At 59.6% G+C, this 26,726-nt stretch carries 17 protein-coding genes and 2 tRNA genes; 6 read left to right on the top strand and 13 right to left on the bottom strand.

What is annotated here, in order from left to right; translation table 11 throughout:
- Positions 1-183: 183 nt before the first annotated feature.
- Positions 184-1,197: a two-component system response regulator RssB gene (gene rssB / locus JLG71_RS11290; protein WP_025108235.1), complete on the bottom strand. Its 1,014-nt coding sequence runs from the start codon at positions 1,195-1,197 to the stop codon at positions 184-186.
- 80 nt (positions 1,198-1,277) lie between these two features.
- Positions 1,278-2,186, bottom strand: coding sequence for a patatin-like phospholipase RssA (rssA, locus tag JLG71_RS11285; protein WP_025108236.1), 909 nt, complete (start codon positions 2,184-2,186; stop codon positions 1,278-1,280).
- 112 nt (positions 2,187-2,298) lie between these two features.
- Here rssA and JLG71_RS11280 point away from each other — a divergent pair, with 112 nt between their 5' ends.
- The 4 genes from JLG71_RS11280 to JLG71_RS11265 all read left to right on the top strand — a co-directional run bounded on the left by JLG71_RS11280 (position 2,299) and on the right by JLG71_RS11265 (position 4,003).
- Positions 2,299-2,757: a YchJ family protein gene (locus JLG71_RS11280; protein WP_014229741.1), complete on the top strand. Its 459-nt coding sequence runs from the start codon at positions 2,299-2,301 to the stop codon at positions 2,755-2,757.
- Between the two features lie 42 nt (positions 2,758-2,799).
- Entirely contained in the window at positions 2,800-3,642 is an 843-nt protein-coding gene (gene purU / locus JLG71_RS11275; RefSeq protein ID WP_004121732.1) for a formyltetrahydrofolate deformylase, read from the top strand.
- A 156-nt stretch (positions 3,643-3,798) separates the two neighbouring features.
- Positions 3,799-3,883 (top strand) — tRNA-Tyr (locus tag JLG71_RS11270).
- Between the two features lie 35 nt (positions 3,884-3,918).
- A tRNA-Tyr gene (locus JLG71_RS11265) sits at positions 3,919-4,003 on the top strand.
- A 233-nt stretch (positions 4,004-4,236) separates the two neighbouring features.
- Here JLG71_RS11265 and narI read toward each other — a convergent pair.
- The 5 genes from narI to JLG71_RS11240 all read right to left on the bottom strand — a co-directional run bounded on the left by narI (position 4,237) and on the right by JLG71_RS11240 (position 12,681).
- On the bottom strand, positions 4,237-4,914 hold the full coding sequence (narI, locus tag JLG71_RS11260) for a respiratory nitrate reductase subunit gamma (protein ID WP_014229742.1): 678 nt from the start codon (positions 4,912-4,914) through the stop codon (positions 4,237-4,239).
- Positions 4,914-5,624 carry a nitrate reductase molybdenum cofactor assembly chaperone gene (narJ, locus tag JLG71_RS11255; RefSeq protein ID WP_014229743.1) on the bottom strand — a complete coding sequence of 237 codons (711 nt, stop codon included), beginning with the start codon at positions 5,622-5,624 and terminating at the stop codon, positions 4,914-4,916. Before narJ ends, narI begins: the two co-directional genes overlap by 1 nt.
- Positions 5,621-7,156 (bottom strand): nitrate reductase subunit beta, encoded by a 1,536-nt coding sequence (gene narH / locus JLG71_RS11250; RefSeq protein WP_014838755.1) that lies wholly within the window; start codon positions 7,154-7,156, stop codon positions 5,621-5,623. Before narH ends, narJ begins: the two co-directional genes overlap by 4 nt.
- On the bottom strand, positions 7,153-10,896 hold the full coding sequence (locus JLG71_RS11245) for a nitrate reductase subunit alpha (RefSeq protein ID WP_200914214.1): 3,744 nt from the start codon (positions 10,894-10,896) through the stop codon (positions 7,153-7,155). Before JLG71_RS11245 ends, narH begins: the two co-directional genes overlap by 4 nt.
- Positions 10,897-11,292: 396 nt before the next feature.
- Positions 11,293-12,681 (bottom strand): NarK family nitrate/nitrite MFS transporter, encoded by a 1,389-nt coding sequence (locus JLG71_RS11240; RefSeq protein WP_004851854.1) that lies wholly within the window; start codon positions 12,679-12,681, stop codon positions 11,293-11,295.
- 311 nt (positions 12,682-12,992) lie between these two features.
- Between JLG71_RS11240 and narX the strand changes: the two genes are divergently transcribed.
- Both narX and narL read left to right on the top strand, forming a co-directional pair.
- Positions 12,993-14,771 carry a nitrate/nitrite two-component system sensor histidine kinase NarX gene (gene narX / locus JLG71_RS11235; protein ID WP_049103428.1) on the top strand — a complete coding sequence of 593 codons (1,779 nt, stop codon included), beginning with the start codon at positions 12,993-12,995 and terminating at the stop codon, positions 14,769-14,771.
- Between the two features lie 10 nt (positions 14,772-14,781).
- Positions 14,782-15,432 carry a two-component system response regulator NarL gene (narL, locus tag JLG71_RS11230; protein WP_004103129.1) on the top strand — a complete coding sequence of 217 codons (651 nt, stop codon included), beginning with the start codon at positions 14,782-14,784 and terminating at the stop codon, positions 15,430-15,432.
- On the opposite strand, the gene JLG71_RS11225 is transcribed toward narL, so the two are convergent.
- From JLG71_RS11225 to JLG71_RS11200, 6 genes are all read right to left on the bottom strand, one after another.
- Entirely contained in the window at positions 15,429-16,808 is a 1,380-nt protein-coding gene (locus JLG71_RS11225; RefSeq protein ID WP_033837193.1) for a YchO/YchP family invasin, read from the bottom strand. The two genes, narL and JLG71_RS11225, sit on opposite strands and share 4 nt — an antisense overlap.
- 102 nt (positions 16,809-16,910) lie before the next feature.
- Entirely contained in the window at positions 16,911-19,511 is a 2,601-nt protein-coding gene (locus tag JLG71_RS11220) for a nitrate reductase (RefSeq protein WP_025108457.1), read from the bottom strand.
- Positions 19,511-23,581 carry a nitrite reductase large subunit NirB gene (gene nirB, locus JLG71_RS11215; protein ID WP_077254617.1) on the bottom strand — a complete coding sequence of 1,357 codons (4,071 nt, stop codon included), beginning with the start codon at positions 23,579-23,581 and terminating at the stop codon, positions 19,511-19,513. The genes JLG71_RS11220 and nirB overlap by 1 nt, the downstream gene beginning before the upstream one ends.
- A gap of 9 nt (positions 23,582-23,590) precedes the next feature.
- On the bottom strand, positions 23,591-24,379 hold the full coding sequence (locus tag JLG71_RS11210; protein WP_014838761.1) for an ABC transporter ATP-binding protein: 789 nt from the start codon (positions 24,377-24,379) through the stop codon (positions 23,591-23,593).
- Positions 24,380-24,389: 10 nt separating this feature from the next.
- A complete protein-coding gene (gene ntrB, locus JLG71_RS11205) occupies positions 24,390-25,274 on the bottom strand; it encodes a nitrate ABC transporter permease (RefSeq protein WP_014229752.1) in 885 nt (294 codons plus the stop codon).
- Position 25,275: 1 nt separating this feature from the next.
- On the bottom strand, positions 25,276-26,532 hold the full coding sequence (locus tag JLG71_RS11200) for a CmpA/NrtA family ABC transporter substrate-binding protein (RefSeq protein WP_200914213.1): 1,257 nt from the start codon (positions 26,530-26,532) through the stop codon (positions 25,276-25,278).
- Positions 26,533-26,726: the final 194 nt, after the last annotated feature.

The raw sequence follows: 26,726 nt of genomic DNA, 5'->3' as shown, positions 1-26,726 counted from the left end.
CTGTTCGTTTTTTAAACTTCTCGTTAATAATATGGTATCGAGTATATCAGCCTGCTCAGTCAAAGCTGTTCCGAAAAGGATTAGATATCTTCGAATTAGGAATTTTACGCATTAAACCCGGCGATAGTACCACCACAAAAGATCGCGTGGTAATCCCACGAGCCTAAAAATAAGCACAATTGTTCACTCCGTGGTCAACATCAGGCGTAAACGTCCGCCAGCCCCCCAAATTTGGCACTGCCATGATGCGCAGCGTTGACTAATTTGGTTGAGGTATGCATTACCTAAAGTGCCTAACGGAACGCCATTACTAATCTGAATTTGATGTTCTCCCGTATTCAAGGTGCCATTCAAACCCGCGGAGACTAAAATTAAATTCTTCAAGCCGCTGTGGTAATACCCTACCAATAATGGGAATTGCCCGGGTAAGTTTGCCTGCCGCAGCAATTGGTTAACCTGTTTTAGCAGACTGCCCATCTCCGGCAAACGCTGCCCCTGATGAGCGAGCTGCTCTTGCAGTAGCCCATTAAACAGCGCGCGCAGCAATAGGGCCGCCAGAACGCCATTATCACCTGCTCGTGTGACATCCAGACAATAAAACGCCAGATCGTTTTCTGATAGCGGCGCAATATCGAGCACGAGCCCTGGCTTATCGACAGAGACAAGCTGGCGATAGTGAATACGGCAACGCGACATCTCCTGCTGCACCGGCGGCTGGAGCTCCTGAAGCAGCCTCGACGCCGCGCTAGGATCGCTTACCAGCGCATCCCAGTCCTCAAACAGGCGCTCTTCTTCTTCGACACGCGAATTAAACATATTGGGATAGAGGCAGGCATACACGGTTTCTCGCAGGCGATCGAAATCCTTAACCGGTTTGAGCAGGATATCCTGAACGCCCAGGCGCAACGCTTTGGCGATGTCCGCCATGTTTTCCGTCGCTGAAATCATCAGAATCGGCAACTGCTCGCCCTGGTTACGCACATGTTCTACCAGCTGCAGGCCGTTCATTCGCGGCATGGAGATATCGCAAATCATCAAATCAGGTTTTGACTCCGCCATTTTTTGCAGTGCATCTATACCATCTTCCGCCTGTACGATGGTCGCACCAAGTGAAGCTAACCAGGTGTGCATAAGAGAGCGGAAAACGGGTTCGTCTTCAACTATCAGAATCTGTTTTCCCGCCAATGGCTGCGTCATGATCTCTCCCCTGACTGACGATAATTTAATAGTGGCATGATATTCACGCTACCGCCTGTCAGAATTTACTTAAGTATGCATCAAATGCGCTCCACGGGGGTACGCACTAAAGGTAATAGTTCATCCATTTTCTTTTCCACTGCCAGATGTCCGGCGGCGATAGCTTCGCCGGCCCGGTGGAAATCAAGCGTGGAGATTTGCGGGCAAAAGGGCTGAATCAGGATATCAGGCGGGTCGCCCGCCATACGATTTCGCTTGAGGCGATTCTCCAGAACCTGAATTGACGTCGACATGATTTCCATCGCCGTTGGCGCCCTCGTCGCCCGACGTGACGTCATACGCGCCAGGCGCGTGCGCAGCCGTGAATGCCACGAAAAATCTTCCTCGCTCTCCGGACGAGGCACCTCCATTGACAGCAAATCCTGCTGCATCAGATGCGCATCGTGCTGCAAATCAACGGCAATGACGATATCTGCGCCCATGGCGCGAGCCAGAGACACCGGCACGGGGTTAACCACCGCGCCATCCACCAGCCAGTAGCCATTATGCATCACCGGCGCCATCAAACCCGGCATACTGCAGGACGCACGGATCGCCAGATGCAGATCCCCTTCCGTAAACCACAGTTCACGACCGGTGCTTAAATTCGTTGTGACCGCCGCGAAAGGACGTTCGCAGCGCTCGATCTCGCTGACGGGCATGAGTTTGCGGTATTGACTAAACACGCGCTCGCCCCGCAGCAGGCCACCCCGTTGCCAGGAGAGATCCATTAACTTCAGTACGTCCCAGTTACTAAAGGAGCATACCCATTTCTCCAGGGCCGGAAGCCGATTGCAGGCGTACGCCGCTCCGACCAGCGAGCCAATGGAGCACCCTGCGATAACATCGACGTCGATACCCGTCCGCCGTAAGGCATTAATCACGCCGATATGCGACCACCCGCGAGCGGCGCCAGCCCCTAACGCCAGGCCAATTTTAAGCTTTCTCATGAGTACCGAAACATATCCTTCCACTCCGGGCATGGCATCATCGCCATACCTCAGTTAACATAATGCGCTTTGGCGGCGTAGCGCCGTCTTTCTTTTTCCTGTGGAGGCCGTTTTGTCGCCATTATGCCCCTGTGGCAGCGCTCTGGAGTATAGCTCATGTTGTCAGCCTTATCTGGCTGGCGCGCAGCTGGCGCCAGATCCGTCACAGCTGATGCGCTCCCGCTATAGCGCGTTTGTTATGAAAGACGCCGACTATCTGATTAAAACCTGGCACCCCTCCTGTCAAGCGCAGCAGTTTCGCGCAGACCTGGAAAACGGTTTTACCCGCACACAGTGGCAGGGTCTCACCGTCTTTGCCGCCGAGACGGGCAAGAACCCGGATGAAGGCTTTGTCAGCTTTATCGCTCGTTACGCTGACGATAACCGCTCCGGAGCCATTATTGAACGATCCCGATTCTTAAAAGAAAACGGACAGTGGTATTATATTGACGGCACGCGACCGCTAATCGGTCGTAACGATCCCTGCCCTTGCGGTTCAGGTAAAAAATTTAAAAAATGCTGCGGTCAGTAAGCCAGCAGCAGAAATAGCAAACACTACAGGATTTTCCCCGCGATGCATTCACAACAACGTAAAGTACTGCGCACTATTTGCCCTGATCAGAAAGGCCTCATCGCGCGTATCACTAATATCTGCTACAAGCACGAACTGAATATCGTGCAGAACAATGAGTTTGTTGACCACCGAACCGGCCGCTTCTTTATGCGCACCGAGCTCGAGGGTATTTTCAATGATTCAATCCTGCTGGCGGACCTCGACAGCGCGCTGCCGGAAGGTTCAATTCGTGAACTCAATCCAGCAGGGCGCCGCAGGGTCGTCATTCTGGTCACCAAAGAGGCGCACTGCCTCGGCGATCTGCTGATGAAAGCTAACTACGGCGGCCTGGACGTAGAAATCGCCGCCGTCATCGGCAATCACGAAACGCTGCGCTCGCTGGTTGAACGGTTTGATATCCCCTTCCAGCTGGTGAGCCATGAGGGTTTAACTCGCGAAGAGCATGATAAACAGATGGGCGACGCGATCGCCGCCCTTGAGCCGGATTACGTTGTGCTGGCGAAATACATGCGGGTGTTGACCCCAGAGTTTGTCTCTCGTTTCCCGAATAAAATTATTAATATTCATCACTCATTCCTGCCGGCTTTTATCGGCGCGCGTCCGTATCACCAGGCCTATGACCGCGGGGTGAAGATTATTGGCGCCACCGCACACTACGTGAACGATAATCTGGATGAAGGCCCAATCATTATGCAGGACGTCATTCACGTCGATCATACCTACACCGCGGAAGATATGATGCGCGCTGGCCGCGACGTCGAAAAAAACGTTCTGAGCCGCGCGCTGTATCAGGTTCTTGCTCAGCGGGTATTTGTTTACGGTAACCGGACGATTATTCTTTAATCTCAGGGAAATGAATTGATTAGCTTTGCACCTTTACGGATAAAAAGCAGGCAAACAGCTTCATTTCCCTAAAGGAATGCTTTACAGGGGCGTCTCATTTGATATGATGCGCCCCGCTTCCAGCAGGAAGCAGGCCAGTAAATAGCATTACCCCGTGGTGGGGTTCCCGAGCGGCCAAAGGGAGCAGACTGTAAATCTGCCGTCATCGACTTCGAAGGTTCGAATCCTTCCCCCACCACCATCTCTCAGCTTGACCTCAAAATTTGAATTACCCCTGGTGGGGTTCCCGAGCGGCCAAAGGGAGCAGACTGTAAATCTGCCGTCATCGACTTCGAAGGTTCGAATCCTTCCCCCACCACCATCACTTCCCTGCAGTACCTCAGCAAAATCAAATTATCAAAACCGTCTTAGTTAGCTCTTTTATTTCTCCAGAACTGATTCTGTATTTCTGCCATATGTGCCCCGGCGGCGCTACGCTTGGCCGGGCTACAAGGGCATGCAGTCTGTAGCCCGGCCAAGCGTAGCGCCGCCGGGAGCAGACCGCACAAATGAAAAACCCTGCCGCAGCAGGGTTTAGCTTTACTCGAAATAGAATTAGCGACGGGCGCGTACAATCTGGTATTTGCGCGTCAGGTACTCCACCGGCGCGCTCCAGATATGCACCAGACGGGAGAACGGGAACAGCACAAACAGCGTCATGCCCAGCACCAGGTGCACGCGGAAAATAAACGCCACGCCGTCCAGGTGCGAAGATGCTCCGCCGTGGAAGGTCACCACCGACTGCGCCCAGCCGACCAGCTTCATCATTTCGCTACCGTCCATATGCTGAGCGGAGAACGGAATAGTCAGCAGGCCCAGGGCGCACTGCACCATCAGCAGGGAGAGGATCAGAATATCCGCTCCGGTGGTGGTGGCGCGCACGCGCGGGCTCAGCAGACGACGTTTCAGCAGCAGCAGACCGCCCACCAGCGTCATCACGCCGCAGGCGCCGCCCGCAATCATCGCCATCTTCTGCTTCACGTCGACCGGCAGGAAGGATTCGTACATCCAGTGCGGCGTCAGCATACCGAGAAAGTGACCGGCAAAGATCCCCAGAATCCCGATATGAAACAGGTTCGAAGCCAGATTCATCCCTTTACGGTCCAGCATCTGGCTGGAGGCCGCACGCCAGGTATACTGCCCGTAGTCATAACGCAGCCAGCTTCCCACCAGGAACACCGTACCGGCGATATACGGATAGATGTCAAAGAAGAACATATTCAGGAAGTGCATTATTGCTGTCCTCCGTTAGAGATATTCAAATATTGCGGGGCAACGGCTCCGGCAAAACGACGCTGGTGAGCGGAGATCTCCGACTCGCCGCAGCCCTGATCGGCAAAGAATTTCACCTGTTCTTCTTCCCAGACGGCGTCCAGCGCCTGCGGCGTATCGTCGCGGGCTTCATCGGCGATTTTTTCCGCCACTTTCTGGCTATCGACCTGCGCGTTAGCCAGCTTGAGCAGCAGCTCAAACAGCGCCGCGTAGCCGCTCTCGCGCTGCTGCAGGCGAGCGCTGAGCAGGCCGAGAATCGGCGCGACGTCCTGCAATCCGCCGAGCGCTTCCGCTTCCGGCAGCTGCGCCAGATACTCCAGGTACAGCGGGAGATGATCCGGCAATTCGCGGCTATCCAGCTGCAGACCGTGGCGCTCATACTGCGCCATCAGGTCAACCATCGCCTGGCCGCGATCGCGGGATTCGCCGTGCACGTGCTCAAACAGCAGCAGCGAGGTCGCACGGCCGCGATCGAACAGTTCGCTGTAGCGAGACTGCGCGTCCAGCACATCCTGAGCGGTCAGGTCACGCAGGAAAACGCTCAGCTTATGGGCATCCTCCGGCGCGAGCTTTTCCGAAGCGGCGATAGCGTCAAACAGCTCCTGCTGATGCTGCCATAAGGCAGCGTCAGGGTACTCGAGAAGGCGCGACACAATGACGAGTTCAATCATGGGTGCGGCTCCGTTTTGCTGGTGACGTCGATAGCATCGATACGGCGGCTGTTAAACAGATTGAACTGGCTGTCAGAACCGTGGCAGCCGTCGCCGAAGGTAAAGCCGCAACCGTTTTTCTCCGGGAAGGCGTCGCGGGCCTGCTCGCGGTGGCTGCTCGGCACCACGAAACGGTCTTCGTAGTTAGCGATAGCCAGATAGCGATACATCTCCTGCGCCTGGGCTTCAGTGAGGCCTACCTCTTCCAGCGCCCGGGTATCCAGTACGCCATCGACGGTTTCCGCGCGTTTGAAGTGGCGCATCGCCAGCATGCGTTTCAGCGCCAGCAGCACCGGCTGGGTATCGCCCGCGGTCAGCAGGTTGGCCAGATACTGAACCGGGATACGCAGGCTTTCCACGTCCGGCAGAATACCGTTGCTGCCCAGTTCCCCCGCGTCGGCGGCCGACTGAATCGGCGACAGAGGCGGCACATACCAGACCATCGGCAGGGTGCGATATTCCGGATGCAGCGGCAGCGCCAGCTTCCAGTCCATCGCCATTTTGTACACCGGCGACTGCTGGGCTGCGTCGATAACGCCCTGCGGCACGCCGTCTTTCAGCGCTTGCTCAATCACTTTCGGGTCGTTCGGGTTGAGGAACACGTCCAGCTGACGCTGATACAGGTCTTTCTCATTCTCCGTGCTGGCGGCATTTTCAATGGCGTCCGCGTCATACAGCAGCACGCCGAGGTAGCGAATACGCCCCACGCAGGTTTCCGAGCAAACGGTCGGCATCCCGGATTCGATACGCGGGTAGCAGAAGATGCACTTCTCCGATTTCCCGCTCTTCCAGTTGAAGTAGATTTTCTTGTACGGACAGCCGGTGATGCACATACGCCAGCCGCGGCACTTGTCCTGGTCGATCAGTACGATGCCGTCTTCTTCACGTTTGTAGATGGCGCCGCTCGGGCAGGTCGCCACGCACGCCGGGTTCAGGCAGTGCTCGCACAGACGCGGTAGATACATCATGAAGGTGTTTTCGAACTGGCCGTACATCGCCTTCTGCATGTTCTCAAAGTTCTGGTCTTTGGCGCGTTTCTCGAACTCGCCGCCCAGAATTTCTTCCCAGTTTGGACCGCTGGTGATTTTATCCATCCGCTGGCCGGTGATCAGCGAGCGCGGGCGGGCGATCGGCTGGTGTTTGCTTTCCGGCGCGTTGTGCAGGTTCTGGTAGTCGTAGTCAAACGGCTCGTAGTAGTCGTCGATGCCCGGCAGATGCGGGTTAGCAAAGATTTTACCGAGCAGCATCGCGCGGTTGCCCATGCGCGGCTGTAGCTTGCCGTTGATCTTACGGATCCAGCCGCCCTTCCACTTCTCCTGATTCTCCCAGTCGTTCGGGAAACCGACGCCCGGTTTACTTTCAACGTTGTTGAACCACGCGTACTCCATACCCTCGCGGCTGGTCCAGACGTTTTTACAGGTGACCGAGCAGGTATGACAGCCGATGCACTTATCGAGATTCAGCACCATGCCGACTTGTGAACGAATTTTCATTTTACGCTCTCCTGTACCTGGTCGTTACCTTCGCCATCTAACCAGTTAATATTCTTCATCTTACGTACCACCACGAACTCATCGCGGTTAGACCCTACCGTGCCGTAGTAGTTAAAGCCGTAGGCCAGCTGGGCATAGCCGCCGATCATATGGGTCGGCTTCGGCGTAATACGGGTCACGGAGTTGTGGATCCCGCCGCGCTGCTCGGTGATCTCGGAACCCGGCAGGTTTACGATACGCTCCTGGGCGTGGTACATCATGGTCATCCCGGCCGGCACGCGCTGGCTGACCACCGCGCGGGCGGTCAGCGCGCCGTTGCTGTTGAACACCTCGATCCAGTCGTTATCCTCAATCCCCAGATCTTTGGCGTCCGCTTCGCTCATCCACACAATCGGCCCGCCGCGCGACAGCGTCAGCATCAGCAGGTTGTCGCTGTAGGTGGAGTGGATACCCCACTTCTGGTGCGGCGTCAGGAAGTTCAACGCCTTCTCCGGGTTGCCGTTGGATTTCGCCCCCATCACCGTTTTCACCGAACGGGTATCAATTGGCGGACGATAGACCAGCAGGCTTTCGCCGAAATCACGCATCCACTGGTGATCCTGATACAGCTGCTGGCGGCCGGAAAGCGTACGCCACGGGATCAGTTCGTGAACGTTGGTGTAGCCGGCGTTATAGGAAACGTGCTCATCTTCGAGTCCGGACCAGGTCGGGCTGGAGATAATTTTGCGCGGCTGGGCCTGAATATCGCGGAAGCGGATTTTTTCCTCTTCTTTATTCGTCGCCAGATGCGTATGGTCGCGACCGGTAAATTCGCTGAGCGCCGCCCAGGCTTTCACCGCCACGTGGCCGTTGGTCTCCGGCGCCAGGGTCAGGATCATCTCTGCCGCATCAATTGCGGTGTTAAGCATCGGCTGGCCTTTCGCCGGGCCGTCCGCTTTGGTGTAGTTGAGCTTGCGCAGCAAATCCATTTCGCTCTGGGTATTCCAGGCGATGCCTTTCCCGCCGTTGCCGATTTTCTCCATCAGCGGGCCGATAGAAGTGAAGCGTTCGTATGTCGCCGGATAATCGCGCTCGACGGTCAGAATATGCGGCGCGGTTTTCCCAGGAATCAGGTCACATTCGCCTTTTTTCCAGTCCTTAACGTCCAGCGGCTGCGCCAGTTCGGCGGCGGAGTCGTGCTGGATAGGCAGGGTCACCACGTCGGTCTCTTTGCCGAGGTGCCCCACGCAGACTTCAGAGAATTTCTTCGCGATATCTTTGTAGATATCCCAGTCGCTTTTCGATTCCCAGGCCGGGTCGACGGCGGCGGACAGCGGATGAATAAACGGATGCATATCCGAGGTATTCATGTCGTCTTTTTCATACCAGGTGGCGGTCGGCAGCACGATGTCGGAATAGAGGCAGGTGCTCGACAGACGGAAATCGAGTGTCACCACCAGATCCAGCTTGCCGTCGAGACCGTTGTCTTTCCACTCCACTTCTTCCGGCTTCACGCCGCCCTGCTTACCGAGATCTTTGCCCTGAATACCGTTTTCCGTACCCAGCAGGTACTTCAGCATGTACTCGTGGCCCTTACCGGAAGAGCCCAGCAGGTTAGAACGCCAGATAAACAGGTTGCGCGGATGGTTTTTACCGTTTTCCGGCTGCTCTGCGGCAAAGCGAATGGAACCCTCTTTCAGGGATTTGACGGTGTAATCGACCGGCGTCATGCCCGCTTTCTTCGCCTCTTCCGCGATGCGCAGCGGGTTGGTGCCCAGCTGCGGTGCCGACGGCAGCCAGCCCATACGTTCAGCGCGCACGTTGAAGTCAATCAGGTGGCCGCTGTAGCGGGATTTATCCGCTAACGGCGACAGCAGCTCCTGCGCGGTCACGGTTTCGTAGCGCCACTGGCTGGAGTGGTTATAGAAGTACGACGTGCTGTTCATATGACGCGCCGGACGCTGCCAGTCGAGAGCAAACGCCAGCGGCTGCCATCCGGTCTGCGGACGCAGTTTTTCCTGGCCGACATAGTGCGCCCAGCCGCCGCCGCTCTGACCGACGCAGCCGCAGAAGATCAGCATATTGATAAGACCGCGATAGTTCATATCGAGGTGGAACCAGTGGTTCAGACCGGCGCCGACGATAATCATCGAACGGCCGTGGGTCTTATCGGCGTTATCGGCAAACTCCCGCGCGGTACGGATAATGTGCGCCCGGGAAACGCCGGTGATTTTCTCCGCCCACGCCGGGGTATACGCTTTGACGTCATCGTAGCTGCTGGCGCAGTTTTCATCGCCAAGACCGCGATCCAGACCGTAGTTCGCCATGGTCAGGTCGTAGACGGTGGTGACCAGCACGCTAGTGCCATCGGCCTTCTGCAGGCGTTTGACCGGCAGTTTGTGCAGCAGCACGTTTTCCAGCTCGACTTTATTAAAGTGCTCGGTGCCTTCGCCGCCAAAATACGGGAAGCCGACGTTGGCGATATCGTCGTGGCCGCCCAGCAGGCTCAGGCGCAGCTCAACGTCTTCGCCGGTTTTGCCGTCGCGCTGTTCCAGGTTCCACTTGCCTTTGTCGCCCCAGCGGAAGCCGATAGAGCCGTTCGGTACGGTGATTTCGCCCTTCTCATCAAAAGCGACGGTTTTCCATTCCGGGTTCGTTTCCTGACCTAATGCATCCACCAGGTCAGCCGCGCGCAGCATGCGGCCCGCCGCGTAATAGCCGTCGCGCTCTTCAAGCATCACCAGCATCGGCATGTCGGTGTAGCGGCGCACGTAATCGGTGAAATACTGGCTCGGTTTGTCGAGATGGAACTCGCGCAGCATGACGTGGCCCATCGCCAGCGCCATCGCCGCATCGGTACCCTGCTTCGGCGCCAGCCACAGATCGCAGAGCTTGGCGATTTCGGCGTAGTCAGGGGTGATGGCAACGGTTTTGGTACCTTTGTAGCGCACTTCGGTAAAGAAGTGGGCATCCGGGGTACGGGTCTGCGGAACGTTGGAACCCCAGGCGATAATATAGCTGGAGTTATACCAGTCGGCGGATTCCGGCACGTCGGTCTGCTCGCCCCAGGTCTGCGGTGACGCAGGCGGCAGGTCGCAGTACCAGTCGTAGAAGCTCAGGCAGGTGCCGCCGATCAGCGACAGATAGCGCGCGCCGGAGGCATAGGAGACCATCGACATCGCCGGAATAGGCGAGAAGCCGGCCACGCGGTCCGGGCCGTAGGTTTTGACGGTGTAGACGTTAGAGGCGGCAATCAGCTCGTTCACTTCCTGCCAGGACGAACGCACGAAACCGCCGCGGCCGCGCGCCTGCTTAAAGCTTTTCGCTTTGTCGGCGTCTTCAATAATAGAGGCCCAGGCATCCACCGGATCGCTGTGCTGAACTTTTGCTTCACGCCACATTTTCATCAGGCGTTTGCGCATCAGCGGATACTTCAGGCGGTTGGCGCTGTAAAGATACCAGGAGTAGCTGGCGCCGCGCGGGCAGCCGCGAGGCTCGTGGTTTGGCATATCCGGACGGGTGCGCGGATAGTCGGTCTGCTGGGTTTCCCAGGTAACCAGGCCATTTTTGACATAAATCTTCCAGCTGCACGAACCGGTGCAGTTGACACCGTGGGTGGAGCGCACAACTTTATCGTGCTGCCAACGTTGACGGTATCCATCCTCCCAGTCCCGGTTGGTTTTTAGAAGCTGGCCGTGCCCATCGGCAAAGGTTTCACCCTTCTGTTTGAAGTAGCGAAACCGGTCCAGGAATTTACTCATCGGGTCTCTCCTGTGTGGAGCCTGACGGCTCTCTGATAAATCGACATTGCTGGATTTGCAGCGAAGGTAACGCTATGAAAGAGGGAGAGAATTGATAACGATCAAGACGATATGGCTTATAAAAACGGGTTAACACAGTAATTACCACCAAAGTAGTATTTATTTCTATTTTTTATTTTATTGATTAACAAAGATATTTTTCATAAAAGCCTGCAGAAAATAAGGATTAGCGATCCGCCATGGTATTAAGGGGTAGATACCCCTGAAGTCATTTTTTCTGTGACTTCAGGGGGCTTTTAAAATTACCCAATACCATTAGTATGTTGTAACTAAAAAATAAACGCTAAAAAGGGCGCAAATACCGTTGCGCCCTTTGCAGAAACTCAGAAAGAAATATTATTTCTGCTTGCGTCCGTAGACTGCCCAGGTAATCACCACGCAGGCGATATAGAACACCAGGAAGACCTTCATAGCGCCGGCCGGTGAGCCGGTTAAATCCAGCGAAATACCAAACGCTTTTGGAATAAAGAAGCCGCCAATCGCGCCAATCGCCGAAATAAAGCCCAGCGCCGCCGCCGTATCGGTCGCCGCTTCACGCATGGCCTGCGCTTCGCTGCCGCCCTGCGCCTTAACGCGATCCATGGTCATTTTGCGGAAGATAACCGAGATCATCTGGAAGGTAGACGCGCTGCCCAGACCGGCGGTCAGGAACAGCACCATAAATACCGCGAAGAAGGCAATAAAGTTGCCGCCCTCGCCGTGGGTCGGCAGCGTCAGGAACAGCAGGCCGCAGAAGATAGCCATAACCACGAAGTTCACCAGCGTCACGCGAGTCCCGCCGAGGCGGTCGGAGATCGCCCCGCCGGTCGAGCGCGCCAGGGCGCCGATAAACGGCCCGAAGAACGCGTAATGCAGAATCTGCACATCCGGAAACTGGGTCTTCGACAGCATGGCGAAGCCCGCCGAGAAGCCGATAAACGAGCCGAAGGTGGCAAGATAGAGCAGCGCCATAATCCACAGATGGGCGCGCTTCAGTACCGGTAGCTGCTCGCTCAGCGACGCCTTCGACGCCGACAGATCGTTCATAAAGAACCACGCCGCCAGGGTGAAGATAATCAGGAACGGCACCCAGATCCACGCCGCGTTTTCCAGATACAGCATGGAGCCGTCCGGCTGCTCGCTGCCGGTACCGCCAAAGACGGCGAAGATCGACAGCGAAATCACCAGAGGGGCAACCAGCTGCATTACGCTGACGCCCATGTTCCCGAGGCCGCCGTTGATGCCCAGCGCGCCGCCCTGCTTCTGTTTCGGAAAGAAGAAGCTGATGTTAGCCATACTGGAAGCAAAGTTCGCCCCCGCAAAACCGCAGAGCAGAGAAATAATCACGAAAACGCTGAAGGGCGTAGAGGTATCCTGTACCGCGAAGCCTAACCAGACGCAGGGCACGATCATGATCCCGGTACTGAACGCGGTCCAGCGACGTCCGCCGAACAGCGGCACCATAAACGCGTAAGGCACGCGCAGCAGCGCGCCGGAGAGCGCCGGGAGCGCGGTCAGCATAAACAACTGGTCGGTGGTAAACTGAAAGCCGACTTTATTCAGGTTGACGGCAACGGCGCTGAACAACATCCAGACGCAGAATGCCAGCAAAAGACACGGGACGGAGATCCACAGATTGCGGCTGGCGACGCGATGACCGCGCTGCTGCCAGAATTCAGGATCTTCGGGACGCCAGTCGCTAATGACTGAACTGTTAGTCTTCTCCGGGATTGAAGAGTGACTCATAGACACCTCTAATAATTCATATTAACCCTGGCTACCTTATGGGTTACAGGCGGCGGTAAGTTGATATAAATCAAAGGAAAAGTTGGCGCTAATTTGGCTAAAAAAAACGCATCACCCGAAGTGAGTAGCTATTTCTGCGTAAAAAAGTGTGGTTTTTCACGCCAGTGCTGGCATTGCCCGAACGTCTGCCACCAGCCCATCACACCCTGACAATTAAGGGGTAATCCTTTGGGGGTATGGGTATACTCCAGGGGATGTCCGAGAATAAGCGCCACTCCCGGATGATTTGCCGGTCAGGAGCCTCATACCCCATGTTGAAACGTCTTTTTACGCCGCTAACGCTGGTTAATCAACTCGCGTTAATCGTTCTGTTAGCCACGGTCATCGGCGTCGCCGGAATGGCGATCTCTTCTCGCCTGGTGCACGGCGTTCAGGGCAGCGCGCATGCGATTAACAAAGCCGGCTCGCTGCGCATGCAGAGCTACCGCCTGCTGGCGGCAGTACCGCTGGGCGAGAGCGATCAAAAGCTGCTCGATGAAATGACGGCCACCGTTTTTAGCCCGGAACTGCAGTACGCCGCCCGCCATGACGATCAGCAGCGCCAGCTTCAGGCGTTACAGCACTACTGGCAGTTGGAGCTGGCGCCGGGGATGCGCAGGGCGCAAAATCAGGCCTCGGTCGCGACGGATGTCGCTGGCTTTGTCGATCGCATCGACCAACTGGTGACCGCTTTCGATCACACCACCGAGGAGCGGATTAAACACGTGGTCTGGATCCAGCGCATCATGGCCGTGGGGATGGCGCTGCTGCTGGTGTTTACCATCGTCTGGCTGCGCGCCCGCCTGCTACGCCCGTGGAAACAGCTGCTCGGCATGGCCCGAGCGGTGAGCCGACGCGATTTTACCCAGCGCGCGCAGATTAGCGGACGCAACGAGATGGCGACGCTCGGTATGGCGCTGAACAATATGTCTGAAGAGCTGGCGGAGAGCTATTCGGTGCTTGAACGCCGGGTGCAGGAAAAAACCGCCGGTCTGGAGCAGAAAAACGAGATCCTCGCCTTCCTGTGGCAGGCCAACCGCCGACTGCACTCGAACGCGCCGCTCTGCGAGCGCATTTCGCCCGTTCTTAACGGGTTACAGGGGCTAACCCTGCTGCGCGATATTGAAGTTCGCGTTTACGATATGGAAGATGAAGACAACCATCAGGAGTTTTCCTGCCACTCCGATATTCAGTGCGACGACAGAGGCTGCTATCTGTGTCCGCGCGATCTGCCGCCGCTGCCGGATACCGGCACCACCTTAAAATGGCGGCTGTCGGATGCCCATAATCAGTACGGTATTTTGCTGGCCACCCTGCCCGCCGGGCGGCATCTGAGCCACGATCAGCAGCAGCTGGTGGATACGCTGGTTGAACAACTCACCGGCACCCTCGCCCTCGATCGCCATCAGGAGCGCCAGCAGCAGCTTATCGTGATGGAGGAGCGCGCCACTATCGCCCGCGAGCTCCACGACTCCATCGCCCAGTCGCTCTCCTGTATGAAAATGCAGGTTAGCTGCCTGCAGATGCAGGGCGACGATCTGCCGGAAGCGAGCCGCCAGCTGCTGGGGCAAATCCGTAATGAACTCAATACCTCCTGGGCCCAGCTGCGCGAACTGCTGACAACCTTCCGGCTACAGCTCACCGAACCGGGGCTGCGCCCGGCGCTGGAGGCCAGCTGCCGGGAATACAGCGCCCACTTCGGTTTCACGGTACGCCTGGATTATCAGCTGCCGCCGCGTTTTGTTCCATCGCATCAGGCCATTCATCTGCTGCAAATCGCCCGGGAAGCGCTCAGCAACGCGCTGAAGCACGCCAATGCCACCGAGGTCAGCGTTACCGTGGCGTTGCGGGACAATCAGGTCCGGCTGACGGTGGCCGATAACGGTCGCGGCGTGCCGGATCACGCGGAGCGCAGCAACCACTACGGCCTGATTATCATGCGCGATCGCGCGCAGAGCCTGCGCGGGGACTGTCAGGTTCGGCGTCGGGAAACCGGCGGTACCGAAGTGGTGGTCACTTTTATCCCTGAAAAATCGTTTTCAATCCAATAAGGAGAACTTCATGAGTCAACAGGAACGGGCAACCATCCTTCTCATCGACGATCACCCGATGCTGCGCACCGGCGTCAAACAGCTGATCAGCATGGCCCCGGACATCCAGGTTATCGGCGAAGCCAGCAACGGCGAGCAAGGGATTGCGATGGCGGAATCATTAGATCCCGATTTGATTCTGCTGGATCTCAATATGCCGGGCATGAACGGTCTGGAAACCCTCGACAAGCTGCGCGAAAAGTCGCTTTCCGGCCGCGTGGTGGTATTTAGCGTTTCCAATCATGAAGAAGATGTGGTGACCGCTCTGAAACGCGGCGCCGACGGCTATCTGCTGAAGGATATGGAACCGGAAGATCTGCTGAAGGCGCTGCAGCAGGCCGCGGCAGGCGAAATGGTGCTCAGCGAAGCGTTAACCCCGGTGCTGGCTGCCAGCCTGCGCGCTAATCGCGCCACCTCGGACCGCGACATCAGCCAGCTGACCCCGCGCGAGCGCGATATTCTCAAGCTGATTGCCCAGGGCCTGCCGAACAAAATGATCGCCCGCCGTCTGGACATCACCGAAAGCACGGTCAAAGTCCACGTCAAGCATATGCTCAAGAAAATGAAGCTGAAATCGCGCGTGGAAGCGGCGGTTTGGGTCCATCAGGAGCGCGTATTCTAGGGCAGATGCTGCCACGACACGCCCTCGGCCGGTACCCGTACCAACGGCTCAGTCAGCGCCAGTGCGATCTCATTGGATGAGACGCGCTGACCCGTTTTATCCTCCACCACCAGCGAAAGATGCCAGCGGTTGCTCGCCCCGGCTTCGCTGCTCCAGCGCGGCATAATCACGGTCCAGCCGTCCGTACTGTTCGCCTCAATTGGCGATGTCAGGCTTAGCGCCTGGGTGTCCCCCTGCCAGCTCAGCGACTTAATGCCGTGCAGGCTGCGAATCTGCAGTTTCAGCTGCACCGTCTCCCCCGGCTGAAGATCCCAGGGCGGCGTCGCCAGATAAACCGACAGCGTTTTACGCTGGCGATATTCAACGACCGGCAGGTTATCCCGTTCCGGGCTGTCGTAGCGGCTGCCGCGAAGCGATCGGCTAACGGCGACTTCATCGGCCGCCAGCTGCTGCTTCAGCGGGACGCCGAAACGATAGTTCAGCTTCAGCCCGACATCATTTTGGCTGACGCCGCTCTCGCCCTGCTTATGCTTAGCCGTGACCGTCACCAGCGGAACGGGAGTGTAATTCAGCCCCACCGACACCGCGACCGGGTTATGGTAGCCGGTACCCGAATGGAACAGATCGACGCTATCGCCAAAATACTGCTCCACGCTGACGCTGGTATTAATGTGCTGATAAAACGGCAGCCGCGCCTGGGCGGTGACATCGTAGCCGCTCGCCATACGCTGCTGCTGGGTCAGGCTACTCCCCTGCTGCCAGCCGCCGAGCGGCTGGTAGTAGTTCGCCGACAGGCGCAGCGACTCACCCCAGGCTTCGGCCCCGACGCTGCCGCGCGCCATCCGATCGTCCAGGGCTTTATCGTAGAAAGAGTTGTAGCCCAGCAGCCAGGAGCCCATCCGCCAGCGCTGGCCGAGACCAATATTGCCGACCAGACCCGTATCCCGCTGGGTGACCGAGTACTGATTCCAGGTAAGGTAGTCGCCGTTATCCTGCAGAGGGACAAACCAGCTCCCTTTGCTGCCGGTAAAATTGCCCTCTTTATCGACCAGCAGATCGACGTTGGCGTTGCCCCACGGCGAAAGCCAGTTCTCCAGCTGGTGGCTGACCTCGTTCCCCAGTTTACCGATGGCAAATACTCGCGCCTGTTCGCTGGTTGTCAGCCCGTTATCGCTCATACTGGCTTCACCAAATTTCTTCGCCATCTCGGCAAAGTGCTTTGCGTCGTCGTCGACCTGCGGCGCCAGGCCGAGGTCGGGTAAGCTCTCAGGCGCGCCGGAGAACGCCTGATTATCCTGCAGCGCGCGGGCGGGCGCGCCTGCCAGCAGCAGAAGAAGCGGTAAATACGGGGTTATGCGGAACGACAAGGAGCTCAAATCGGTTACGTCTACTCACGAAGTGGTGGCGGCAAAACCTAAGTTTATCGTTTTTTGCCCGCCCTCGCAGCCTCTCGCGCGATTCCAGGAATATGCTGAATCTCAGGCCTGAACCCGCTTCGCCGCCAGCAGCGCCTTAAGCTCCGGGAGACAGGAACCGCAGCTGGTGCCGCATTTGAGCTTCGCCCCCAGCGCGGCAGGCGTACGGCAGCCGCTGGCAATCGCTTCGCCTATCGCCCGTTCGCCCACGCTAAAGCAGCTGCAGATAATGCGCCCGCGCGGCATCTCATCGCCGCCTTTTCTGCCGCTCAATAGTGCGTGGCGCCGGGCGGCGTTCTGCGGCGGGGTGCGAAACGCGGCGTGAATCCACTCGGCATCAATAGCCGGCTCGCTGGCGTCGCTCCACCAGCCGAGCATCAGCTCTCCCCCCTGCCACGCCAGAAGGTTCCAGACGTTGCCGCCTTCGGCTACCTGCATCTGCCATCCCTGTCGCTGACACCAGCCCACAAGCCAGTCGCGGGAGCGGATATCCCCCGCCAGCGAAAGATGGATAACGCCCTGCGCCGCCCGCCGCCGCCAGTGCAGCGAGGCGGGGAGCGGAACCGGCTGGCGAGCAAAAAGCTCGCCTTTCCACGCCGGCAGCCAGGCGGCTATCGCTACCGCCGCCTGTTTACTCTCCGGCTGCCCGGAGTGCGGGTCGGTGACCGCCCTCAGCAGGTTATTCACCCGTCCCTGGCGAGCATACTGATCATTCCAGTGCATCGGCACAAACAGCGACCCGGGACGCTGGCCAGCGCTGATTGTCACTTTTGCTACCATCACCCCATTCGGTGAGCGGACCCGCGCCAGTTCACCTTCCAGCAGCTGATAGCGCGTCGCGTCCGCTGGCGCGACTTCCACCACCGGTTCGCTAATATGCTGCATCAGACGCGGCACCGCGCCGGTGCGGGTCATGGTGTGCCACTGATCGCGGATCCGCCCGCTGTTGAGGATCAGCGGATAGAACGCATCGGTGACCGCCCGAGTGGGCTGTGGGGTCACCGGGACCATGCGCAGTTTGCCGCTGCGGTGCCACCCCTTGAGCAAACCCCAGCTTGCATGGCTGCGGCTCACCGGCCAGCGCACCGGTTCCAGCGCATCCCACGCTTCGCGGCTGAGATCCGCCAGTCCGCCGATGTCAAACGCCCGCTGGCCATCGTTTTCATATCCTGAAAGCGCGGCGTGTTCGCTGAACACCTCGTGCGGATGCTGCCAGGCAAAGGCGGAGCCGAAGCCCAGCGCCTGGGCCACGCGGGCGACGATCCACCAGTCGGCTCTGGCCTCCCCCGGCGGCGGCATGAAAGCGCGCTGGCGTGAGATCCGCCGTTCGGAGTTGGTTACCGTGCCGCTCTTCTCTCCCCACGCCAGCGCGGGAAAGCGGATATGGGCAAAGCGTCCGGTATCGGTAGCGGCGGCGACGTCGGAAACGATGACCAGCGGACAGGCCGCCAGCGCTTCGCTTACCGCATGGCTGTCCGGCAGCGACACCACCGGATTGGTGCCCATAATCCACACCGCTTTCACCTCGCCGCGGCCAATGGCGGCGAACAGATCCACCGCCGTCAGCCCCGGCGTTTGCGCCAGACGTTCGGTCCCCCAGAAGCGCGCCAGACGCCGTAAATCATCGGTTTCAAAATTCATATGCGCCGCCAGCATGGTCGCCAGCCCGCCCACCTCGCGCCCGCCCATGGCGTTAGGTTGTCCGGTCAGCGAAAAAGGCCCGCAGCCCGGGCGGCCAAATTTCCCGCTCGCCAGGTGAACGTTGATGATAGCGTTGCATTTATCGCTGCCGCTGGCGGATTGGTTAATCCCCATGGTATAGAGCGTGATGGCGCGCGGAGCGGCGATAAACTCGCTGTAGAACTCGGCGACCTGCTGTCGCGGCAGGCCGCAGAACTGCGCTACTTTGTTGATGTTCCAGTTCCGGGCGATAGCCAGCGCCTGCGGCGCATCGCTGAAATCACCGCTGATGGCGCCGCTGGCGGCAATGGCGTTCAGCAGGCCGACAAACAGCCCGCCGTCGCTGCCGGGAGCCAGCGCCAGATGCCGGTCCGCGATATCGCAGGTGGCGGTCCGACGCGGATCAATGACCACCACCCGCATCTGCGGATTGTCGCGCTTCGCCTGCGCCAGCCGCTGATAGAGTACCGGATGCGCCCAGGCGGCGTTCGACCCGACCAGCACCACCAGATCGCTGTTTTCCACGTCCTCATAGCTGCACGGCACCACATCAGCGCCCAGCGCCCGTTTGTAGCCGGTAACCGCTGAAGACATGCACAGCCGCGAATTGGTATCGATATTTGCCGCGCCGATAAACCCCTTCATCAGCTTATTCGCCGCGTAGTAGTCTTCGGTCAGCAGCTGGCCGGAGGCATAAAACGCCACCGCCTGCGGCCCGTGACGGTCGATGACCTCCCGCAGGCGCGAACCCGCCGCCGCCAGCGCCTGGGTCCAGGTTGCGCGCTCGCCGTCGACTTCCGGGAAGAGCAATCTTCCCGCCAGGCCGACGGTTTCGCCCAGCGCCGCCCCCTTCACGCACAGGCGTCCAACGTTTGCCGGGTGCTGCTCATCCCCGCGTACGGTAACCTGGCCATCGGCATTCAGGCTGGCGATAACGCCGCAGCCGACTCCGCAATAGGGACACGTGGTCCTGGTTTCCGTCATCAGGAGGCCTCCGCGCGCGCCAGCAGCTGCTGGTTGCCAACCCACACTTTACCGTTCTCCACTTTGACCGGCCAGGCGCGTACCGCCAGTTCGCCGCCGTCGCACTGGCGGCCATCGCGCAGGCGGATGCGCTGCTTATACAGAGGCGAAATCACGATCGGTTCGCCGCCCGCATCGCCAAGCAGGCCGCGCGACAAAACGTTGGCCTCGCTGCCCGGTTCAAGGTTATCGAGGGCATACACCTGGTCGCCGAAGCGGAACAGCGCAATCTGCCGCTCGCCGAGCCGCGCGCCAATCCCCGCCTGCTGTGGAATGGCGTCGAGATCGCAAATGGCCTGCCACGGGCGGGACGGCAGCGCCGGTTCGGCCTGCGCCGCGAACGGGGCCAGCTGCGGCTGGCCGCGCAGGGTTTGCCGCTGTACGCTTTCGTCCGGCTCATCGCTGTTCACGTAGGAGCGGAACAGCGCCAGCCGCTGCGGATCGTTAAGGGTGGTTTGCCATTCGCACTGGTAGCTCTCGACCACCCGCGCCATCTCCTGCTCCAGCTCTTCGCCGATGCCGAGGCTGTCTTCGAGGATCACGTCGCGCAGATAGTCGACCCCGCCTTCAAGGTTGTCCATCCAGGTACTGGTGCGCTGCAGGCGATCCGCGGTACGAATGTAGAACATCAGCAGCCGATCAATACTGCGAATAAGGGTGGCCTCATCAAGATCGCTGGCGAACAGGTCGGCATGGCGCGGCTTCATGCCGCCGTTGCCGCAAACGTACAGGTTCCAGCCCTTCTCCGTGGCGATAACCCCAATATCTTTCCCTTGGGCTTCCGCGCATTCGCGGGTACAGCCGGAGACGGCCATTTTAATTTTGTGCGGCGCGCGCAGCCCCTTGTAGCGATGTTCGAGGGTGACCGCCAGGCCGGTGGAATCCTGGACGCCGTAGCGGCACCAGGTCGAACCGACGCAGGATTTCACCGTCCGCAGGGATTTGCCGTAGGCGTGGCCGGTTTCAAATCCCGCCTCGGCCAGCTCGCGCCAGATTGCCGGGAGCTGCTCCAGGCGCGCGCCGAACAGGTCGATACGCTGGCCGCCGGTCACTTTACTGTATAGCTGATAGCGTTTGGCGATCTGGCCGATCGCAATCAGCCCGTCCGGCGTCACCTCTCCCGCCGCCATGCGCGGCACCACCGAATAGGTGCCGTCTTTCTGAATATTGGCGAAGTAGCGATCGTTGGTGTCCTGAAGCGGCAGATGCGCCGGCTTCAGCAGATATTCATTCCAGCAGGAGGCCAGCACCGAGGCCACCAGAGGTTTACAGACTTCACAGCCGTGGCCGTGTCCATAGCGGGCAATCAGCTGTTCGAAGGTGCGGATATGGTTGACGCGTACCAGGTGATAGATCTCCTGCCGCGACCACGGAAAGTGCTCGCAGATATCCTTTTTAACTTCGACGCCCTGCCCGGCAAGCTGGTACTCCATCACCTGTTTCACCAGCGCGCTACAGCCGCCGCAGCCGGTCGCCGCTTTAGTGCAGCTTTTTATCGCCGCCATATCGCCCGCGCCGCCGCTCACCGCCTGGCAGATATCGCCTTTGCTGACGTTGTGACAGGAGCAAATCTGCGCGCTGTCCGGCAGCGCCGCTACCCCGAGCGCTTTTGGCGCGCTGCCCTCACGCGCCGGAAGGATCAGGCTTTCCGGGTGTTTGGGTAAAGCCATCCCGTTAAGCATCATCTGTAGCAGCGTGGCATAGTCGCTGGCATCCCCGACCAGCACCCCGCCGAGCAGTTTTTTGCCCTCCGCGCTGACCACGATTTTTTTGTAGATCTGCTGCGGCCCATCAGTCCACTGATAGCTCTGACAGCCCGGCGTGCGCCCCTGGGCGTCGCCGAACGAGGCGACATCGACGCCCAGCAGCTTTAGCTTAGTGCTCATATCCGCGCCGCTAAAGCAGCCCGCCTCGCCCGCAAGGGTGGCCGCCGCGGCGCGCGCCATCTGATAGCCGGGCGCCACCAGACCATAAATTTTGTTTTCCCACAGGGCGCATTCGCCGATCGCCAGTACGTCCGGGTCGGAGGTACGGCACTGGTTGTCGATGCATATGCCGCCACGTTCGCCTACGTTCAGTCCGCCGCTGCGCGCCAGCGCGTCCTGGGGGCGAATACCGGCGGAGAACACCAGCATATCGGTCGCCAGCGAGCTGCCGTCGGCGAAGTTCAGCTGCAGCCCCTGCTCATTGCGCACAATTTCCGTCGTCGCCTTGCTGGTATGCACCCCGACGCCCAGTTGGCTGATTTTTTCCCGCAGCATCGCCGCGCCGCCGTTGTCCAGCTGCACCGCCATCAGGTTCGGCGCAAACTCGACAACGTGAGTTTCCAGCCCCAGCTGCTTCAGCGCGTTGGCCGCTTCCAGCCCGAGCAGGCCGCCGCCGATAACCACACCCCGTCGGGCGGTTGCGGCGCGGGCGGCAATCTGGTCGAGGTCGTCTAGCGTACGATAAACAAAGCAGCCCTCAAGATTATGACCCGGCACCGGCGGAACAAACGGGTAAGACCCCGTCGCCAGCACCAGCTTATCCCAGTGGGTTTCGTGGCCGAAGGCATCGCGCACCACCCTCGCTTCGCGGTCGATGCTGGCGACCGATTCGCTGAGGCGCAGCTCAATACCGTGCTGAGCGAAAAAATCGCCCTCAACCAGCGACAGCGATTCCGCGCTGCGTCCGGCGAAATATTCAGTCAGATGAACCCGGTCGTAAGCGGCATAGCGCTCCTCGCAGAACACCACAATCCGGTACTGTTGATGAAGGTGACGGTCGACGCATTGCTCAAGAAAATGGTGGCCGACCATACCGTGTCCGACCAGCACTAATACAGGTTTTGTCATCGTAGTTTGTCCCGCAGCGCGCGGCTGCATCGTTGAAGAGGGATCGAAGAGCCACTCTGCCGGCGCCGGCGCATGCGCCCCCAGCAGAGCGGTGAGGGGCGCGGCGCTGCTGCAATCGCCCAGCAGCAGTACGCCGCGCAGCTTGCCGTCGCGCAGCAGCAGGCGACGGTAGTGGCGGTCCAGCGGATCCCAGCTGGTATATACGTCATCCTGTTCGGCGGCCCGCAGCTCGCCGGCGCTGAAGAGCTCAATGCCGGTGACCTTCAGGCGGGTGCCGCTGTCCTGCCAGCTGAAATCCTCGCCAGGGGTCGCGCACAGGCGGTCCGCCAGCACCTCCGCCTGGCGCAGACACGGCGCCACCAGCCCCCAGGTCTGACCGTCGATTTCACAGCACTCGCCGATGGCGCTGACGCCCGGCTGCGCGGTTGCCAGCTGGCGGTCAACGAGGATTCCGCGGGCGCAGGCCAGCCCGCTGCGCTCGGCCAGCCGTTTGTTCGGCTGCACGCCGGTCGCCAGCACCACCCGCGAGGCGGCAAACGCGCGGCCGTCCTCCAGCCGCACCTGATATTCATCAATAGCGGCGATACGGCTCTCCATCACGCAGCGAATCCCGCGCTCGGCAAGCAGCATTTGCAGCTGCTCGCCGGCAAAAGCATCGATTTGCTGCTCCATCAGCCCGCTTCCGCGATGGAGTAAAGTGACACTGTCACAATGACGCCGCAGCGCCGCGGCGGCCTCTACGCCGAGTACGCCGCCGCCGATGACCACCACCGGGCCGTCGATGGCCAGGATGCCCTCAACGTCCGCCAGGGTGCGGAAAGCAAAAACGTGCGGCTGGGTGATGCCCGGCAGCGGCGGCAGAAACGGCAGCGAACCGGTGGCGAACACCAGCTCATCCCAGCCCAGTTCGCCTGCGGTGGTTTGCAGCGTACGGGCCGCAATATCCACCGCCGTAACCGTTTCACCGGCGCGTACCGTCACGTTATGCCGCGGATACCACGACGCGGGCAGCAGCCGCGTCTCGCTTGCCGCTTTCTCGGCGCCAAGCACCGGCGACAGCTGAATGCGGTTATAGGCCTGGCGCGGCTCATCGCCGATGAGGGTGATGCTAAACCGCTGCGCATCGCGCTCCACCAGCGCCTGCGCCAGGCGCGTGGCCGCCATACCGTTGCCAATAATCACCAGTTGCCGCCTCATCGCCGCCCCCTATGCCGCTTTCGGCTGTTTTTCATAGAGGAAGTGCAGGATCTGCTGGCGCAGATGGTGATAGCGGCTATCGTCCGCCAGCTGCACGCGATGGCGCGGTCGCGGCAGATTGACGTCGAGGATCTCCCCGACCGTCGCCGCCGGACCGTTGGTCATCATCAGCACCCGGTCGGAAAGCAGCACCGCTTCATCAACGTCATGGGTAATCATGACGATGGTGGTATTCAGCGACTGCTGGATCTGCATAACCGCGTCCTGTAAATGCGCCCGCGTCAGGGCATCAAGGGCGCCAAAGGGCTCATCAAGCAGCAGCACTTTCGGTTTCATCGCCAGCGCCCGGGCAATGCCAACGCGCTGCTTCATGCCGCCGGAGATTTCTCCCGGGCGCTTGTGCAGGGCGTGTCCCATCTGTACCCGCTCGAGGTTGTGCTCAATCCACTCTTTACGCTCGCCTTTGCTCATGCTGCGGCGAAAGACCTGATCCACCGCCAGCGCCACGTTGTCAAAGCAGGTTAGCCACGGCAGCAGAGAGTGGTTCTGAAACACCACCGCGCGTTCCGGCCCAGGCCCGGCGATTTCACGGTTGTCGCACAGCAGGCCGCCTTCCGTCGGCAGGGCTATCCCGGCTATCAGATTCAGCAGGGTTGATTTACCGCAGCCGGAGTGGCCGATCAGGCTGATGGTTTCCCCTTCGTAGATGTCGAAGGAGACGTTCTGCAATGCCAGGAATTCGCCGCTGGCGGTGTTAAAACGCTGGCTGACGCCCTGGACCTGAATTAATGGTTTCATCTACGACTCCCTATTTTTCCTGCCAGCTAAAACGACGGGCGAGCAGCATCAACCCCTGTTCCAGCAGCAGCCCGACCACGCCGATAATGACGATGGCGATGATGATGTTTTCGACGTTGAGGTTGTTCCACTCGTTCCAGATCCAGAAGCCGATCCCTAAGCCGCCGGTGAGCATTTCGGCGGCGACAATCACCAGCCAGGCGATACCGATGGAGAGACGAACCCCGGTCAGCACCGCGGGCAATACCGCCGGAAAGAGGATCTTGCGCATCACCGTCCACTCCGACAGCTGCAGCACCCGGGCGACGTTGAGGTAATCTTCCGGAATGCGCCGCACGCCCTCGGCGGTGTTAATGACCATCGGCCAGATCGAGCAGATAAAAATGGTCCAGCTGGAGGCGGGTTCCGCTTTCTGGAACAGCAGCAGGCCGATGGGCAGCCAGGCCAGCGGGCTGACCGGGCGCAGCAGCGCGATCAGCGGGTTAAACATGCGGGCGAAAAAGAGCGAGCGGCCAATCAGGAAGCCGAGCGGAATTCCCGCCAGCGCGGCAAGGCCAAATCCCACCGCCACCCGCTGCAGCGACGCCAGCACGTTCCAGCCGATGCCCATATCGTTCGGCCCGTCCTGATAAAACGGGTCGGCGAAAAGGGTTAGCGCGGAATCCAGCGTGCTGAGCGGCGTCGGAAAGCCTTTGCTGTTCATCGCCGCCAGCTGCCAGCCCAGCAGCAGCAATCCCAGCCCGAGCAGCGGCGGCAAAAGACGTTGGGTAACATCCCGCAGCCAGCGGCTGAGCGGAGGCGTGGTTTTGCGCACCTGCAGCGGCGGCAGGGTAATGACTTCGCCGGGCGCGCTGTCGGCGCCGGCCTGCGGTTGCGGTTTATATGCGTGTTTCATCTCATGCCCCCTTACGTTGAATCGCGAAACTGCGGGCGTAGCCTTCCGGATCGGCCCCATTCCAGACCTTGCCATCGATCAGCGTGCTGCTGCGCATCGCCTGCGTCGGCGCGCTGATGCCGCCGACCGCCTGCGCGGCCTCTTTCCAGACGTCAATCCGGTTAATGCGCTGGGCCACCGCCAGATAATCCGGCGCCGACTTCAGCAATCCCCAACGGCGGAACTGGGTCAAAAACCACATGCCGTCCGAGAGCCACGGAAAACTCACTTCACCCCGTTCGTAGAAGCGCATCGGGTGCGCGTCCTGCCAGCGGTGGCCGATACCGTTGTCGTATTCGCCGAGCATGCGCCCGCTGAGGTACTGCTCTTTGGTGTTCAGCCACGCGCGTCTGGCGAGAAGGCGCGCCGTTTCGCGAGTGTTCTCGGCGGATGCGTCAATCCAGCGCTGGGCCTCTATCAGCGCCGCCACCAGCGCGCGCGCGGTGTTGGGATGACGCTCAACCCATTCGCTGCGGGTGCCGAGAATTTTTTCCGGATGCTCCGGCCAGATATCCTGCGAAGTGGCGGCGGTGAAGCCGATACGATCGTTAATCGCGCGCGCGTTCCACGGTTCGCCAACGCAAAAGCCGCTCATATTGCCGATGCGCATGTTCATTACCATCTGCGGCGGCGGCACCACGACGGTGCGAATATCGTCAAAGGGATGAATTCCACCGCTCGCCAGCCAGTAGTAGAGCCACATCGCGTGGGTGCCGGTTGGGAAGGTGTGGGCGAAGGTGTAGCTGCCCGGCGCCTGCTGGCCGATCAGTTTTTTCAGCCCGCCCAGGTCGGTGACGCCCTTCTCCTGCAGCTCGCTGGAGAGCGTTATCGCCTGACCGTTGCGGTTAAGGGTCATCAGATTGGCCATCGCCTGCGGTTTACTGGCGATCCCCAGCTCAAGGCCGTAGAGCATGCCGTACAGAATGTGCGCGGCGTCCAGCTCCCCGGCAACCAGCTTGTCGCGCACCGCCGCCCAGCTGGCCTCCTTGCTCGGGACGAGGGTGATGCCGTACTTTTTATCGAATCCCTTCAGGGAAGCGATAGCTAAGGGGGCACAGTCGGTCAGCGGAATAAACCCCACCCGCACGGTAGTCTGTTCCGGCTTATCCGACCCTGCCGCCCACGCCGCCTGCATTATGCCGGGGAGCAGCATCGCGCCGCCCAGCGCCGCCCCCGCCTGTAATAAACGCCGCCGTGAAATTGAAAACGTATCGCCCATACCCGCTCCAGAAACGCGCAAAAAAAAAGCGCCCGGCGGTGCTTACGCACCGCTGGACGCCTTTATCCTTAGACATACGTGCCGCCGTTGGCCCGCTGCCCTAAACCTTTATTCACTCGTTTTATTTAATGCAAAGCCAATGCCAGATTTGCGGAGGCCCGGTTCACGCGCGTTGGCTCACTTGCCGGGGGCGT

Origin of the sequence: Klebsiella michiganensis (assembly GCF_015139575.1) — a bacterium.
GTDB classification, from domain to species: domain Bacteria; phylum Pseudomonadota; class Gammaproteobacteria; order Enterobacterales; family Enterobacteriaceae; genus Klebsiella; species Klebsiella michiganensis.
This window is presented reverse-complemented; position numbering and strand designations above follow the sequence as displayed.

What these genes read in the sequence shown, in the direction of transcription:
- JLG71_RS11210 (WP_014838761.1), bottom strand. Translation starts at nt 24,379, where the DNA reads ATGAAACCATTAATTCAGGTCCAGGGCGTCAGCCAGCGTTTTAACACC.
- narH (WP_014838755.1), bottom strand. Translation starts at nt 7,156, where the DNA reads ATGAAAATTCGTTCACAAGTCGGCATGGTGCTGAATCTCGATAAGTGC.
- purU (WP_004121732.1), top strand. Translation starts at nt 2,800, where the DNA reads ATGCATTCACAACAACGTAAAGTACTGCGCACTATTTGCCCTGATCAG.
- rssB (WP_025108235.1), bottom strand. Translation starts at nt 1,197, where the DNA reads ATGACGCAGCCATTGGCGGGAAAACAGATTCTGATAGTTGAAGACGAA.
- narX (WP_049103428.1), top strand. Translation starts at nt 12,993, where the DNA reads ATGTTGAAACGTCTTTTTACGCCGCTAACGCTGGTTAATCAACTCGCG.
- narI (WP_014229742.1), bottom strand. Translation starts at nt 4,914, where the DNA reads ATGCACTTCCTGAATATGTTCTTCTTTGACATCTATCCGTATATCGCC.
- nirB (WP_077254617.1), bottom strand. Translation starts at nt 23,581, where the DNA reads ATGAGGCGGCAACTGGTGATTATTGGCAACGGTATGGCGGCCACGCGC.
- JLG71_RS11240 (WP_004851854.1), bottom strand. Translation starts at nt 12,681, where the DNA reads ATGAGTCACTCTTCAATCCCGGAGAAGACTAACAGTTCAGTCATTAGC.
- narL (WP_004103129.1), top strand. Translation starts at nt 14,782, where the DNA reads ATGAGTCAACAGGAACGGGCAACCATCCTTCTCATCGACGATCACCCG.
- ntrB (WP_014229752.1), bottom strand. Translation starts at nt 25,274, where the DNA reads ATGAAACACGCATATAAACCGCAACCGCAGGCCGGCGCCGACAGCGCG.
- narJ (WP_014229743.1), bottom strand. Translation starts at nt 5,624, where the DNA reads ATGATTGAACTCGTCATTGTGTCGCGCCTTCTCGAGTACCCTGACGCT.
- JLG71_RS11245 (WP_200914214.1), bottom strand. Translation starts at nt 10,896, where the DNA reads ATGAGTAAATTCCTGGACCGGTTTCGCTACTTCAAACAGAAGGGTGAA.
- JLG71_RS11220 (WP_025108457.1), bottom strand. Translation starts at nt 19,511, where the DNA reads ATGACGGAAACCAGGACCACGTGTCCCTATTGCGGAGTCGGCTGCGGC.
- JLG71_RS11200 (WP_200914213.1), bottom strand. Translation starts at nt 26,532, where the DNA reads ATGGGCGATACGTTTTCAATTTCACGGCGGCGTTTATTACAGGCGGGG.
- rssA (WP_025108236.1), bottom strand. Translation starts at nt 2,186, where the DNA reads ATGAGAAAGCTTAAAATTGGCCTGGCGTTAGGGGCTGGCGCCGCTCGC.